The following is a 14,652-nucleotide window of genomic DNA, read 5'->3' on the forward strand; positions in this document are numbered from 1 at the left end:
CCATGGCAGTTAAACAAACGGCAGGCAGAGAGGCTTTGGGAAAATTTGCTCCCAAATTTGCGGAATTGAATGATGATGTACTGTTCGGGCAGGTGTGGAGCAGGGAAGACAAGCTTTCCCTGCGAGACCGTAGCATTGTAACAGTGGTGGCGCTGATGGCGCAAGGGCTGACGGATTCGTCCTTTCAGTACCACCTGACAACTGCAAAGAACAATGGTGTGACCAAAACGGAAATTGCGGAGATCCTGACACATTCGGCATTTTATGCGGGCTGGCCCAAGGCATGGGCGGCCTTCCGTATGGCAAAGGAGGTATGGGCGGAGGACGATGCCGCCGACGCAAAAGCAAAACACCAGAACGAGATGGTATTTCCTATTGGCGCACCCAATGACGCCTTTGCGAAATATTTTATCGGACAAAGCTATCTTGCACCTCTATCTACGCAGCAGGTCGGTATTTACAATGTGACCTTTGAACCCGGTTGCCGCAACAACTGGCACATTCATCATGCGAAAAACGGCGGCGGACAGATCCTCGTCTGTGTAGCTGGTCGAGGTTATTATCAGGAATGGGGCAAACCGGCACAGGAGCTGCGCCCCGGCGATGTGGTAAATATCCCTGTGGGCGTCAAGCACTGGCACGGTGCTGCGCCGGATAGCTGGTTCTCTCATCTGGCGGTAGAGGTTCCGGGGGACGAAACCTCTAATGAATGGTTGGAAGCCGTGGACAACACAGTATATTTTAAGGCATCAGGCAAGGAGGTCTGAATATGGAAAAACTGAATCTGACACAGGAATGGGACAAGGTGTTCCCGAAAAGCGACAAGGTGGATCACAAGAAAGTAACCTTTCACAACCGCTACGGCATCACACTGGCGGCGGATATGTACACGCCGAGGGGCGTAGAGGGCAAGCTGCCTGTTATTGCCGTCAGCGGTCCGTTCGGTGCGGTAAAGGAGCAGTCCTCCGGTCTGTATGCGCAGAAAATGGCGGAGCTTGGCTTCTTGACGATTGCCTTCGACCCATCCTACACCGGCGAGAGCGGCGGTACACCCCGTTATGTCGCTTCGCCGGACATCAACACCGAGGATTTCTGCGCAGCGGTAGACTTCCTTTCCGTGCAGGAGAATGTGGACTTCGAGCGTATCGGTATCATCGGTATCTGCGGCTGGGGCGGTATGGCAATCAACGCTGCTGCCATTGATACCCGCATCAAAGCTACCGCGGCAATGACCATGTACGACATGACCCGTGTAACTGCCAACGGATATTTTGATGCTGAGAATTCTGAGCAGGCACGCTATGAGAAGAAAAAAGCCATGAATGCACAGCGCACTGTAGATTACAAAAACGGTACCTATGCTCTGGCAGGCGGTGTGGTCGATCCGCTGCCGGAGGACGCACCACAGTTTGTGAAGGATTATTACGCCTACTATAAAACGCCCCGAGGCTATCACCCCCGCAGCTTGAACTCTAATAACGGCTGGAATGTGACATCCTCGCTGTCGTTCCTGAATATGCCGATTTTGCAATACAGCAGCGAGATTCACTCTGCTGTGCTGCTGGTACACGGAGAGAAAGCGCACTCACGCTATTTCAGCGAAACAGCGTACAGCAAGCTGACCGGCGATAACAAGGAATTGCTCATTATCCCCGGTGCAAACCACACTGACCTTTACGATCAGATGGACATCATTCCGTTTGAAAAGCTCAACGCATTCTTTACGGAGTATTTGAGATAAAGCGGCATATTATGTGTTTTGGCGTAAGCATCTGGAGGAAGGTGTATATCAGGTTTCGGCTGCTTCTGCATCGGATGTACTGAAACGAAATACAGACTCTTTACGCTGTGCGGTCGAGAATGATGTGTTTGCCTCGTTTACGCAGGATTCACTTTTGGACGAGTTGGAAATCTATTCAGGCGGGAACGACTGTCGTTTTGGTATTTGATACTGATGTGCCACAGACATCAAACCTTAAAAAGAACTTGAAACTTCTCACCCGGTATTGCGGAAAGCTGAAAATCATTTTTTCCACAAGTTTTGAATTTGGAGGATGAGTTGGTTCGGTGTACAGACGTGCGAACTGCGATGGAACTGACCAAAAGTGGAAGTGTTAAAAATTTCAAGACGGACTTTTGTAAAATGAAAGCAAAAGATTGTCGTTCCATGCTTGAGCGTCATAAGTTGGGCTAATTGTGGATGAAACAGCTGATGGCTGGCGGCGTGGCACTGATCGGCACAACTCTGGTGCCGCTGCTTTCTGGACTTTTTGGTTAAACTACGGTATTCTGAAACTGCAAGGAAACAGAATTCGACACAATCCGAAAAAGTCGATGGAAACCAATAGGAGTTGCGGTTTATAATCGCAAAACCTATTGATTTTTTATGCGCTTGCGGTATTAATGACCGGTTGTATGTGCAGGTCACACAGGAGATTAAATCCGAAAAAACAGAAAAGCGCGAATATGAACGGCTGCTGGAAATCCGAGATAACTATCCGAAGTATGTTTTGAGAACCGATGAATTTGCCGGAGGAAATTACCAAGGCATTAAGAGTATGCACATTGCAGATTTTCTATTGAGCACAGAATATTAACGATGAGGGCGGCGGTGAGCCGCCCTTTTTACATAGCCAGGTTTCTGATTGAAATTGGAGACCTTGCTATTTTTTTGAAAAAAGATGGCAGAATAATATGTCGCTGTGCTATAATAAAGAAAACAATTTGACATTTATATTCGGAATATTTGGAAGAGAATGAAAAGTGGATAAACTTTAGAAATAAAACAGAAAACTTAAAGCCACTTAAGACTTTTTAAGCACGAGGGAAGCGTATGGATGATTTCAAAAAACTCACAGAGCAACTTTTTAAAGTATATATTAATGCCGAATCAGTAGATAATTTTGGTATAGAGAATTATTTTGATGAAAATATTAGTCTGATTGGAACTGGGAAACATGAGTTATTCACGAATCTGCATGAGTTTTTAGAATCATTTAAATTTGATGTAAAACGGAGAGGTAAAATCAGACTTGAAGTACAAAATTTACATCAGAAAGAAGAATGGCTTGATGATGACCATGTTCTTGCACACGGAACAGTAGATTTTACTGGTCTGTTTAAAGATGGTTCTATTTGTTTTAAAATGGAGACAAGATTTACGATTATCTATAAGTGGACGAATGGGAAATGGCTGGTTCAGCATCTGCATCAGTCAACACCAGATTTGGAGCAGATGGACGGTGAAGAGTTCCCTGTTACATTAGGAAAGCAGGTGAAGAAAACCCAGCAGGCACTTCAGGCATTAGGTACTGCCTATTATCATATCTCAAGGCTGAACTTAAAAACAAAGAAAATAGAACTTGTCAAAAGCTCTCGAGAAATGGATAAGGGTATTAAAGACAATACTGCAGATTGGGATCCTCAGTTCAAGATTATCGAAGATACTATAGCAGAGCCGTTTGTGCAGAAGTATATAGATTTTTTTGATATACAAACCATGGCGGCACGGCTTCATAATAAAGAATCAATATCTTCCGAATTCAAAGAGAAGAATGGATCATGGTTTCTTTCTATGGTTGTTCCTCAGAGTTATGATAAAAATGGAAATGTTACATCTGTGCTGTTTGCGAATCGAGATGTGACAGATGAAAAAATGCGGGAATTAAGACAAGAGGAAGAATTACGGGAAGCTAAATTAAAAGCAGAATGTGCAAATAAAGCAAAATCATCATTTCTGTATAATATGTCTCATGATATCAGAACTCCTATGAATGCAATCATTGGTTATGCAGAACTGGCGTCCAGACATTTGCAGGAAACAGATAAACTTGGCAGATATCTTGAAGAAATTCAAATATGCGGAAAAGAACTTCTGTCGATGCTTGGTAATGTTTTGGATCTTGCAAGAATTGAAAATAATAAAGTCGAAATGGAATACACTGTTTCAAATGTCCATGAGTGCTTTGAAAATTGTGTCATTATGTTCAAACAACAGGCAGAAAGTAAAAATCAGACACTCTCTCTGACAGAACAAATTATATATCCGTATGTTTATATGGATGTACCGCACCTGTCAGAAGTCTGTCTTAATATTATAAGCAATGCAATAAAGTATACAAATACAGGAGGCAGGATATCCTGTAATGTTGTACAGAAATCCTGTGAAAAAGAAGACTGGTGCAATATGATCATTACCATTACCGATAATGGGATTGGTATGTCTGAAGAATTCCAAAAGCGTATTTTTGAAACTTTTGAAAGAGAACGTAACACTACATCCAGTCATATTGAGGGCAGTGGCATCGGAATGGGCATCACGAAAAAGCTTGTAGAGCTCATGGATGGCACAATAGAAGTGAAAAGTAAGCAGGGTAAAGGTTCCACATTTACAGTAACTATTCCTTGCAGAAAAGCGTCAGAAGCCGATTCTTTGGTGAAGAAAAATAGTAATCTGTGCGAGAAAAAATGCTTGAACGGTGTTCGAATCTTATTAGTCGAAGATAATGAGATCAATACAGAAATCGCAACGGAACTATTGACGGAAGAAGGATGTATTGTTGAGACCGCCAATGATGGTGTTGCATGCGTCGATATGATTGAAAAAGCTGATGCTGATTATTACAAGATGATCCTTATGGATATCCAGATGCCGATTATGAATGGATATGACGCTACATTAACTATTCGAAAGATGAAGGATACGAAAAAAGCCAGTATCCCAATTATTGCGATGACGGCCAATGCTTTCGCAGAAGATACACAAAAGGCTCTTTCTGTTGGAATGAATGCTCATGTTGCAAAGCCTGTTGATATGAACATTCTTGTGCCAACAATGATGAAATATTTATAATAGACAGCTTCAATGAAAAATGTACAATATAATACAAAAAAAGATTCGTCGGCAAATTAGTCGAAAGGCTGAGACGCAAAGCTATAGGGTCTGTAAAATGACAGCCAGTTGCAACGTTTAGGATGCATTGTCGGAAAGGGCAGTGCATTTTTCCTTTAGATGTTACCACGATTGGCAAGTCAGGCATGTATTTTGCAATAAATAAAGAGCGCAGCGATATCAAGACGGAACTGGATTATGCTATGCATCAGCTGGATCAGGATAGTCCTTTTTTTAAGGCAGACCTATATAAGAAGTATTTTACGCTTGATTATAATCAGAGTCTTACAGGCGGAGAAAAATCCTGGCTGGAAGAACATGGTGACATTCGGATAGGATTTTTAAATAATGATCCGGCAATTTTTTCCATGGACGATGCAACCGGAAAACTCACCGGTACGCTGGCAGAATATATTTCCTATGCCAAAGACTGCCTGGGGAATCAGACACTGAAATTTAATATACAAGAATATGATGATTACAGCGAAATGCTTCAGGCGCTGCAGGAACATGAAATTGATATGATTTTTTATGCCGGCAGAAATTCTGATCTTGCAGAAAAGAAGGGCTATACACTTACAAACACAGCCTGGACCTACAGTCTGATGGCAGTAACTGATGAGAAATATTTCAATGAGGATGAGTCGTATACAGTAGCTGTGCCAAAAGAACAAGAAGCCTTAAAACAGCATATTGCTTTCAGTTATCCTCAATGGAAACTGGTAGATTACGATTCGCTTACTGATGCGGCAGATATGGTCATGAATGAAAAAGCAGACTGTTTCCTCATGGGAGCAAGTCAGGCACTGATATATGATAACAATCGTGATTTCAAGAGCGTTCCACTTACAAAAACAATGGAGATTTGAGGATGAAGCAGAGAAAATAAGAGAGAGGTTATTGCAGCTGGAATGAATGCTCATATCGCAAAGCCAATCCAGGTTGATAACATGCTGTCGATATTATCGGAAATCATAAGGCAACAAGAAAAGTAAATGAGCTGACGATTATAGTAATAGCGAGGACTTGAAAGCCCTCGCTATTACTATGCATCTTCAGTAAATGAATTATTTCTGGTCCAGTACGGACTGAATCTGCTTCATCAGCTGATCGTAGTTTGACTGATCATCGATTCCGCCCATGAAAGGTTCGCCAATGATATTTCCGTCTTTATCTACGAGAACTGTTGTCGGGAATGCCATAATGTTTCCTGCATATTTTCCGACGGTTGAATCGGAATCGAAAGTCAGGTTTTTGTAGGAAGCTCCCTGGGCCTTCAGGATTTCTTTCGCTTCTTTGATTCCATCCTGATTATCATCTAATGTATCTGTATTGATACCAACAACTTCGCCGCCCATTTCTTTGAGTTTCTCATTTAATTCATTCAGCTTAGAGAGCTCTCCGACACATGGCTTGCATCCACTGAACCAGAAATTTACAACTGTAACTTTATTTTTAGCGAAAAGACTGTCATCTACATCGTTTCCATCCAGATCTTTTCCTTTGAAACCTTTGAATACAGCTGTGGATTCGTCTGATTTGGAGGAAGAGCTGTCAGAGGAATCGGATGCAGCAATCTCTTTCTCAAGCTTGGCAATTTCTTCTTCAATTCCGCGGATTGTCTCGATGTCTTTGCACAGAGTTTTATATTCTTCTTCAGAGAAAGAGTCTTTGTTAGATTCCACTGTGCTTGCGAGGGAATCAGCATAGTTTTCGCTCATGGCATCACCGGCAGCGTTCTTGTTCATAAGACCAAAGGCTTTGTCCCATGCATCTTTGTGATCAGCAAAAAGCTGGTTTTCCTGCTGGTAAAGGTCATCACGTTTTTCGTTCAGCTCGTCTGCGCTGCCCGTTTCTGTTGTGGAAGAAGATTCCTGTTTTGTGTTTGTATTGTCTGTTGTGGAAGAAGATTCCTGTTTTGTATTTGTATTGTCTGTTGTGGAGGAATTTCCGCAGCCTGTAAACGCAAAAAGTACAGAAATGGCAAGGGATGCAGCAATTACCTTTTTTAATTTCATTGAGTTTGTTCTAAGTGTTTTGTTTTTCATGATTTTAAATCTCCTTTAAATTACGTTTTATTAGTTTTTATTTTCAGCCTGTTTCTTAGTTGAAAATCCGTAATGATAGCAGATTGCATCAGTCGGACAGGCTTTCATACATTCTCCGCATCGGATACACTCCGGATGGTTTGGTGTGTCTACTACATTGACATCCATCTTACAGACACGACTACATTTCTGGCAGCCAACACATTTCTCATGATCAACCTGAATCTTAAGAAAAGATACCTTGTTAAACAGTGAGTAAATAGCACCCAGCGGGCAGATCCATTTACAAAATGGACGGTAAAACAAGATGCTCAGGATGATGAAAAGCGCAAGGATTGTGAACTTAAATGTAAATAAATGTCCGAGTGCGGCACGGATTCCTGAGTTGGCAAGTGCCAGCGGAATTGCGCCTTCAAGTACGCCCTGTGGGCAAATGTATTTGCAGAAGAAAGGATCTCCCATACCAAGTGAATTGGTTACAAATGCCGGAAGTAGTATAACAAAGACGACCAGAATCACATATTTCAGATACCGCAGAGGCTTCAGTTTTGCGGTGGAAAGTTTCTTGCCCGGAATCTTATGCAGCAGATCCTGGAACCATCCAAACGGACAGAGGAATCCACAGATAAACCGTCCTAACAGAACACCTAACAGGATGAAAAATCCGGTGATGTAGTAGGTAAATTTGAATTTTGAAGAACCGACCACGGCTTGAAAAGCTCCAATCGGACAGGCACCTGTGGCGGCAGGACAAGAGTAACAGTTTAGTCCCGGGACGCACATTGTTTTTACATTTCCCTGATAAATTTTCCCTTTAAACAGATTCGGGATGTGAATGTTGGTCAGCAGTGTAGCAGCTGCCTGAATCCATCCGCGGAAGCGGGCCAGAAAGTTTTTGTTTGATTTCATTTTCTTATCCAATTCCGACACACTCCATACATAATTTTATTGCTTTACTGAGTACAACTGCAGCTTCTCCACGGAAAATTCCAACAAGAAAAAATACCATACCGGCTGCAAGTAAAAAAACTTGTGTTGCTTTTTCTGATTTCATTCAAATACCTCTTGTTACTGTAAGTAGTAACTGTTCCTTTCAATGTTATTGCTCTTTAAGCGTCTTATTGACCGTTCAATGGTTACATTATATAATATAGAATGTAAATTTCTTGTTAAGAAAATGGAGAAAAGTAAATTGAGATTATTAGTTGTTGAAGATGAGAAGAAATTATGTGATATGATTGCGAAAAGTCTGCACCTGGCAGGTTATGAGGTGGATACGTGTAATGACGGAGAGCAGGCACTGGATATGATCTATGCGGAAATGTATGATCTGATTGTGCTTGATCTTAATCTGCCCGGGTTGGATGGAATGGAGATTCTTCGGGAGCTTCGCAAAGAAAATGAAGAGACAAAAGTGTTGATCCTGTCTGCGAGAAGTCAGGTTGCAGATAAGGTTGAGGGATTGGATTCCGGTGCAAATGATTATATGGAAAAACCATTTCATCTGCAGGAGCTGGAAGCTCGCGTGAGAAGCCTGACAAGAAGAAAATTTGTACAAAAAAATATCTGCCTGGAATGTGGAAAACTTCGATTTGATACGAGAGAAAGGGTTGCCTATGCAGAAGATAACCCGGTTACGTTGACGAGAAAAGAAAATGGAATTTTAGAATATCTCCTTTTAAATCAAGGAAGACCGGTCAGTCAGGAAGAATTGATTGAGCATGTCTGGGATTCTTCTGTGGACAGTTTCAGTGGTTCAATCCGAGTGCATATGTCTTCTTTGAGAAAAAAACTGAAAGCAGGACTCGGATATGATCCAATCGTGAATAAAATCGGTGAGGGCTATAAGATAGGGGGAGATAGCAGAGCATGAAAAAAATATCACTTCAGTGGAAATTAACATTTCTTACAACAGTGTTGATCACCATATTATGCGGATGTCTTACATTTTTCTTATATAAAAACGGCGTCTATTATTTCGATACGCTTCAGGAGTCTATCACGGATCAGAGCACAGCGCCGGAAGCGGTGTACATTGATATTCCGGATGACGAGTGGGATGACTTTGTGGCACAGTTTTCCATGAAGGTTTATAACTCCAAATCAGACTATAGAAGCAGAAGCCTTCTGATTACTGCTATTGTAGCGCTGTTTGGCGGCGCAGTGACGTATTTTATCAGTGGACGGGCATTGAAACCACTCAAGGAATTTTCAGAGACAGTGGAAAAAGTTCAGGCACAGAATCTGACAGATTATATAATCGAAGAGAATAAGATTGCAGAGTTAGACAGACTTCGCATATCTTACAATAAAATGCTTATGCGGCTTTCAGAATCATTTGAGACGCAGCGTCAGTTTACGGGAAATGCAGCTCATGAATTGCGTACGCCACTGGCCTTAATCCAGGCACAACTGGATCTATACCATACAACAGAACATCCAGAGAGTACAACAGCGGCAGAAGAGACAATTCAGATGGTAACGGAACAGAATGAACGTCTTAGCAAGTTGGTCAGAACGCTTTTGGATATGAGCGAATTACAGACGGTAGCGCGAAATGACAAAATTGAGATCCATAGTCTGATTGAGGAAGTACTGACAGATCTGGAACCGCTGGCACAGGAAAAGAAGGTTGAACTGATACAGAAGTCACAGGGAGCAGGAGAAAAGGCAGATGAAGAATTATTTTTGACAGGAAGTGATATTCTGATTTACAGAATGTTATATAATCTTGTGGAAAATGCGATTAAATATAATCGGACCGATGGAACTGTTACAGTATCAGCAAAGAGGGAGAAGAACGAAGTTGTTCTGACGGTTTCGGATACAGGAAATGGAATTGATGAGGCATTCAGGGAGCAGATTTTTGAACCGTTCTTCCGGATAGATAAGTCAAGAAGCCGGGAGCTTGGAGGTGTGGGCCTTGGACTTGCGATGGTTCGAGAAGTTGTGAGGGTTCATGACGGGACGATTAAAGTTTATACAAATGAGCATGGTGGGACGACATTTGAAGTATGCGGCCTTGCCGAATATCGCGATAACGAGTGAAACTCGCAGAGCGTGTTTCACTCGTTATCGTGTGTTTTATCTCATTTATTCTGCACGTAATCCGGTAAGCTCTTCGAAAACCGGTAATTCATAACAAGGAATATAGATTCCATAGGTTTCTGTATTATGTACAACCTCAAGAATATAGTAGGAATTACAATTGAGACAGCCAAACTTGTCAATTGACATATGATACGGTTTATATATTCCCTTATCATAAGGCTCCTCTTTATGCCATTCCTTAATAACTGTATGCTTTTTTACGGTACGAATAGATGAAAGAGAAGACAGCGGGAAAGCATATTTTCCGTTACAGTTGGTTAAATACAGGTTTTCATTATCACGGTAAGCTTTAAATATCAGATTGGAAAACTGATGAACCTGAAGCCCTTTTTCTATCGCTTTTATTTTGCCGTTACGTTCAGTGTAGTAGCAAGACAGCACATCCACATTTTTAGCATTATCGGGTACAGCAAGCTCTGCCAATATGTCTTTCATGACACGATCATGGGTAGCCAGCGCGTGTTGATTTTCATCCGTATCTAAGACCTGATGGGATTTTACTTTTTCACAAATTGTTAATAGGACGAATAGAATAACGCAAATAGGAAGAAGCCAAAAAACCCAGGGTGCGTTGTGATATGCTTCGGCAAGGGAAACCCGTGCTCTCAATAGGGCGCTGACGCAGATAAAAGCGAGAAAGAGACATATGGATTTAATAATGCGCAGAAGTAAAGGCATTTTGGACTTTTGGATAATAACATCTTTTTGCTCGGTGGTTTTGGCCAAAGTCTGGGATAATATTTCAGATGGTTTAAGTATTAAAAATTCATTGCCGTTTAAGCGTTCGTTTTTGCGGTTGGTAGTTATATCAATACCTAAAAATGGTTTCATAAGCGAAATTCGCCTCCTATTCGTACTTCAAGTTAACAACATGTTTTAAAATAAGATAGTGCAGCCAAGGACTGAGTGCCTGTACATCTCTGGTGTTTATATATCATTATTATACATAGATCTGTACAGAATTAAAAGAAGGTTTTAGTGTATACATTTGGAAGTATCTATCAGTTTTCGCATGTGGTTTTGTTGATATTTTCTAAAGTTTTTGTATAATAGAAGCATATTGATAATTACATTTTATGGGGGAAGAGACAAATGAAAATTACAGGGATTAAAGTGCGTCAGGTGGAAGTACCGTTAGTGGAACCGTTCCGTATTTCGCTCGGGGTTATTACGCATTCTCGAAGCGTTATCGTGTCAGTGGAAACGGATGAAGGTCTGGTTGGTTACGGAGAAGGGGCGCCGGCGATTCTGATTACAGGAGAGAGCTTATCCGGTACAAGCGATGTGATCAGAGAGATGGAGAGAGATCTCATTGGTGTCGATCCGACGGATCTGGAAAAGGTATACTGGACGATGGATCATGCTGCAGCGCATTCGGGATGTGCCAAGAATGCTATCGATATGGCATGTTATGACCTTCTTGGCAAGAAAGCAGGCATGCCGGTCTATAAGCTTTTGGGCGGATACAGGAATTATATTGAAACGGATATGACGGTTGGTATCGATACGCCGGAGGTAATGGCGGCCAAGGCTAGACAGTATGTGACGGATGGTTTTGATACAATTAAGACGAAAGTCGGTACTTCCTTTGCGGAGGATATTGCCAGAGTCAAAGCGATTCGTGAAGCGGTTGGGGATGACATTAAGATTCGTGTGGATGCGAACCAGGCTTGGACAGCAAAAGAGGCTGTCCGTCTGATCAAGAGGCTGAATGAGTATAACCTGGAACTGGTAGAGCAGCCGGTTGCCTACCATGATATTGCAGGTCTGGAATATGTCACTAAACATTCAGACGTGCCGATTATGTCGGATGAGAGCTGTTTTAATTCAAAGGATGCACTTCGACTTGTAGAGCGCAGAGCTATTGATTATCTGAATATTAAGCTGATGAAGTGCGGCGGTATTCGCGAAGCACTGAAGATAAATGCCATCTGCGAGGCAGCAGGCATTGAAGTGATGCTTGGATGCATGGTAGAAGAGAGCAATCTGGGTATTACAGCAGCAGCCAGTCTCGGTGCAGCCACAAGAAATATCACACGCGCGGATCTCGATGCGACTTTTAACATGACAGAGAGGCCGTTTAAGGGAGGCATTTATGTGGAAGACACGAAGAAACTGGTGCTTCCGGATGTTCCGGGCTTTGGATTTATTGGTTTTGATAACGAATAGTTGATGGGAGGTGTGAAGCATGTATCAGGATTTATCATTTATGAAAATTCCTTTGCCGGAGGATGTTTTAAAGCTAAAAAATTATGGTGATTATGCCGGTGCCCAGAAAATGATCCGTTATTTTCTGGAACACAAGGAGATACCGAAGGCGCTGCGTAAGCGCCTGGAAATTGAGCAGGAAATTATCGGGGTGATGGGAGCAGATGAGTATCCTTACACTTATGCCGAAGCATTGGAGATGATGACCAGTCATCTGCGTGATTTCAAAGAAGAAGAATTGCAGTATCTGAAAGAGATTGGTGCGGCGGACTGGATTTATATTGATGGAGAAGTTCATTTTCAGCGCCTTTTCTATGATAATCTGACACAGACGCGTCCCGATCTGGCCGCTCGTGTGATTGTACAGAATGAGGAACTTGAAAAAGAGAATGCAATGAAACAGAAGCTGCTTAATGGGAATGTTCATTATATGAAGGAACACGGAGGCAGAACAGTTCATACACGCATCCGTGCAACTATTAAGGCCAAAAAGGAATTCGAGGAAGTCGGACGAAAAGTTTCTGTACATTTGCCGATTCCGAAGGTGTATGAGCAGGTTTCAAATGTACAGATTCATGCTGCGAATCCGGAGATTACTTTTATTGCACCGGAAGATGCAGCGCAGAGAACAGTTTACTTTGAGACAGAACTGCAGCCGAATCAGGAATTTATGGTGGAGTATTCATTTGATTATCATATTAATTATGTGGAACTGGATCCGAAGTGTGTCGCTGGTGAACAGCCGGATTTCTGCCTTGAAGAACAGTCACCGCATATCATGTTTACACCTTATTTAAGGGAACTGAGGGATGAACTGGCCGGTGATGAGACGAATCCGGTCATTCTGGCACGCCGATTTTACGATTTTGTGACGACAAAGGTCATGTATTCTTTTGTGAGAGAATATTTTACAATTGAGTGCATTCCGGAATACTGTGCAGTCAATTTAAAAGGAGACTGCGGTGTACAGGCCCTTCTTTTTATCACGCTTTGCCGAATGTCCGGTATCCCGGCACGCTGGCAGTCTGGGCTGTATGCGACAGACTACTATACAGGCTGTCATGATTGGGCGCAGTTCTATGTTGCGCCTTACGGATGGGTATTTGCAGACCTCTCTTTTGGCGGAAGTGCATGGCGCGCAGGCGAAATTGAACGCTGGAATTATTATTTCGGTAATCTGGATGTTTTTCGAATGCCTGCGAACTCGGAAATCCAGAAAGCTTTTGTACCGGAGAAAAAATGGCTTCGCATCGACCCGATTGATAACCAGCGGGGCGAATTTGAATATGAGGACCATGGCCTTCGTTTTTCTCAGGTGGAAGTGTCACAGAAACTCATCTCTATGGAAGATATTGAGAAATAACAATTAATAGCCTTGCCTTAAATCGACGATATGGTTCAGTACCTGACCGGCAAGAAAGCGTTCAATATTTTCAAAACACAGGTTCCAGATGGCCTGTTCAACATCTGTGTTGCCACCAAAACTTGGACCGGCGATATGAGGGGTGATGAAGACGTTTGGCAGATCCCATAACGGAGAGGCCTTTGGCAGCGGTTCAATTTCTGATACATCCAGAGCAACCCCTTTTAAGTGCCCTTCTTTTAAAACATGCAATAAAGCATCATTTTTAATCAGATTGCCGCGGCCGACATTGATCAGCAATGCCTCTTTTTTCATCAGACGCAGACGTTTTTCATCAAAGAGGCCGATGGTTTCTGATGTATTTGGCAGACATCCGACAACGATGTCTGCTGTTTTAAGTTTGAGATCTAACTGGTCTGACCCGATGACTTCATCAAAGTCCGGAAGTGCTCTATGGTTCGGATGGCGGCGGAAGCCAATGATGGATGTATCAAAAGCTTTTAAACGGTGGGCAAGGGAAGAACCGATGTCTCCAGTGCCGAGAATCAGGACTGTTTTTTTGTAAATCGTGCCACAATTGTCAGATGGAAGCCAAGTGTGAGCTGCCTGATGATGTGAATAAACTGAAAATGATCGGTATAGTGCAATAATAGTGCCAATCACATATTCGGATATAATGATGCCAAAAGCACCGGAAGCATTGGTGATCGTCAGATGGGAAGGCAACCGTTTCATACGTGCGTATTTGTCTGCGCCGGCCCATGTCAGCTGCAGCCATTTCAGACGAGGCGCTTTCAGAAGATCCGGTTCGTCAGGTTCGCCGATGATAACATCTGTGTGGCGAAGCAGAGATTCAGGGATGGTCTGACTGGAATTGATAAAGGTAAAATGACATTGTGAGCCAAACTGTGTACTGAAACGATCACGGATTGATGGTGGACAAGGGACAGCCACTAAAATATGGATGGGATAGTATGTGTTCATTGTGATATTTCCTTTCTGACTCTAATCATAACATAGAATGTCAAAAA

The 14,652-nt window shown here is 42.5% G+C and carries 13 protein-coding genes, 1 pseudogene and 1 riboswitch; of the genes and pseudogenes, 9 read left to right on the forward strand and 5 right to left on the reverse strand.

Annotated elements, in window-relative coordinates:
- Positions 1-2 precede the first annotated feature (2 nt).
- From NBH03_RS09265 to NBH03_RS09285, 5 genes and pseudogenes are all read left to right on the forward strand, one after another.
- A complete protein-coding gene (locus tag NBH03_RS09265; protein ID WP_250799437.1) occupies positions 3-767 on the forward strand; it encodes a carboxymuconolactone decarboxylase family protein in 765 nt (254 codons plus the stop codon).
- A gap of 2 nt (positions 768-769) precedes the next feature.
- The gene (locus tag NBH03_RS09270; protein ID WP_331476103.1) at positions 770-1,741 is read left to right on the forward strand and encodes an alpha/beta hydrolase; all 972 of its coding nucleotides are present in this window, start codon (positions 770-772) and stop codon (positions 1,739-1,741) included.
- A 459-nt stretch (positions 1,742-2,200) separates the two neighbouring features.
- A pseudogene (locus NBH03_RS09275) lies at positions 2,201-2,278 on the forward strand (Maff2 family mobile element protein); the annotation flags it as partial.
- Between the two features lie 555 nt (positions 2,279-2,833).
- Positions 2,834-4,852: an ATP-binding protein gene (locus tag NBH03_RS09280; RefSeq protein ID WP_250799439.1), complete on the forward strand. Its 2,019-nt coding sequence runs from the start codon at positions 2,834-2,836 to the stop codon at positions 4,850-4,852.
- Positions 4,853-4,892: 40 nt separating this feature from the next.
- A riboswitch (cyclic di-GMP riboswitch) is annotated at positions 4,893-4,968 on the forward strand.
- A gap of 69 nt (positions 4,969-5,037) precedes the next feature.
- Complete coding sequence (locus NBH03_RS09285; protein WP_250799440.1) at positions 5,038-5,760, forward strand: type 2 periplasmic-binding domain-containing protein; 723 nt, start codon at positions 5,038-5,040, stop codon at positions 5,758-5,760.
- A 198-nt stretch (positions 5,761-5,958) separates the two neighbouring features.
- Here NBH03_RS09285 and NBH03_RS09290 read toward each other — a convergent pair whose 3' ends face one another.
- From NBH03_RS09290 to NBH03_RS09300, 3 genes are read right to left on the reverse strand one after another with little or no spacing between them, the layout of a single operon-like run.
- The gene (locus NBH03_RS09290; protein WP_215689872.1) at positions 5,959-6,939 is read right to left on the reverse strand and encodes a TlpA disulfide reductase family protein; all 981 of its coding nucleotides are present in this window, start codon (positions 6,937-6,939) and stop codon (positions 5,959-5,961) included.
- A 30-nt stretch (positions 6,940-6,969) separates the two neighbouring features.
- A complete protein-coding gene (locus NBH03_RS09295; protein ID WP_055228228.1) occupies positions 6,970-7,860 on the reverse strand; it encodes a 4Fe-4S binding protein in 891 nt (296 codons plus the stop codon).
- Entirely contained in the window at positions 7,853-7,993 is a 141-nt protein-coding gene (locus tag NBH03_RS09300; RefSeq protein WP_015515154.1) for a CD1871A family CXXC motif-containing protein, read from the reverse strand. Before NBH03_RS09300 ends, NBH03_RS09295 begins: the two co-directional genes overlap by 8 nt.
- 78 nt (positions 7,994-8,071) lie before the next feature.
- Here NBH03_RS09300 and NBH03_RS09305 point away from each other — a divergent pair, with 78 nt between their 5' ends.
- Positions 8,072-8,812, forward strand: coding sequence for a response regulator transcription factor (locus NBH03_RS09305; RefSeq protein WP_250799441.1), 741 nt, complete (start codon positions 8,072-8,074; stop codon positions 8,810-8,812).
- Positions 8,809-9,987 carry a sensor histidine kinase gene (locus NBH03_RS09310; RefSeq protein WP_015515156.1) on the forward strand — a complete coding sequence of 393 codons (1,179 nt, stop codon included), beginning with the start codon at positions 8,809-8,811 and terminating at the stop codon, positions 9,985-9,987. Before NBH03_RS09305 ends, NBH03_RS09310 begins: the two co-directional genes overlap by 4 nt.
- A 45-nt stretch (positions 9,988-10,032) precedes the next feature.
- On the opposite strand, the gene NBH03_RS09315 is transcribed toward NBH03_RS09310, so the two are convergent.
- Positions 10,033-10,881, reverse strand: a complete 849-nt coding sequence (locus NBH03_RS09315; RefSeq protein ID WP_215689868.1) for a hypothetical protein — start codon at positions 10,879-10,881, stop codon at positions 10,033-10,035.
- A gap of 261 nt (positions 10,882-11,142) precedes the next feature.
- Between NBH03_RS09315 and NBH03_RS09320 the strand changes: the two genes are divergently transcribed.
- Both NBH03_RS09320 and NBH03_RS09325 read left to right on the forward strand, forming a co-directional pair.
- Positions 11,143-12,219 carry a mandelate racemase/muconate lactonizing enzyme family protein gene (locus NBH03_RS09320; RefSeq protein ID WP_178441687.1) on the forward strand — a complete coding sequence of 359 codons (1,077 nt, stop codon included), beginning with the start codon at positions 11,143-11,145 and terminating at the stop codon, positions 12,217-12,219.
- Between the two features lie 19 nt (positions 12,220-12,238).
- On the forward strand, positions 12,239-13,621 hold the full coding sequence (locus tag NBH03_RS09325) for a transglutaminase-like domain-containing protein (RefSeq protein WP_250799442.1): 1,383 nt from the start codon (positions 12,239-12,241) through the stop codon (positions 13,619-13,621).
- Between the two features lie 3 nt (positions 13,622-13,624).
- Here the strand turns inward: NBH03_RS09325 and NBH03_RS09330 are convergent, their stop codons facing one another.
- Positions 13,625-14,605, reverse strand: a complete 981-nt coding sequence (locus tag NBH03_RS09330; protein ID WP_250799443.1) for a D-2-hydroxyacid dehydrogenase — start codon at positions 14,603-14,605, stop codon at positions 13,625-13,627.
- Positions 14,606-14,652: the final 47 nt, after the last annotated feature.

It is taken from the genome of Coprococcus intestinalis (assembly GCF_023656595.1).
Classification (GTDB): Bacteria; Bacillota; Clostridia; order Lachnospirales; family Lachnospiraceae; genus Coprococcus_A; species Coprococcus_A intestinihominis.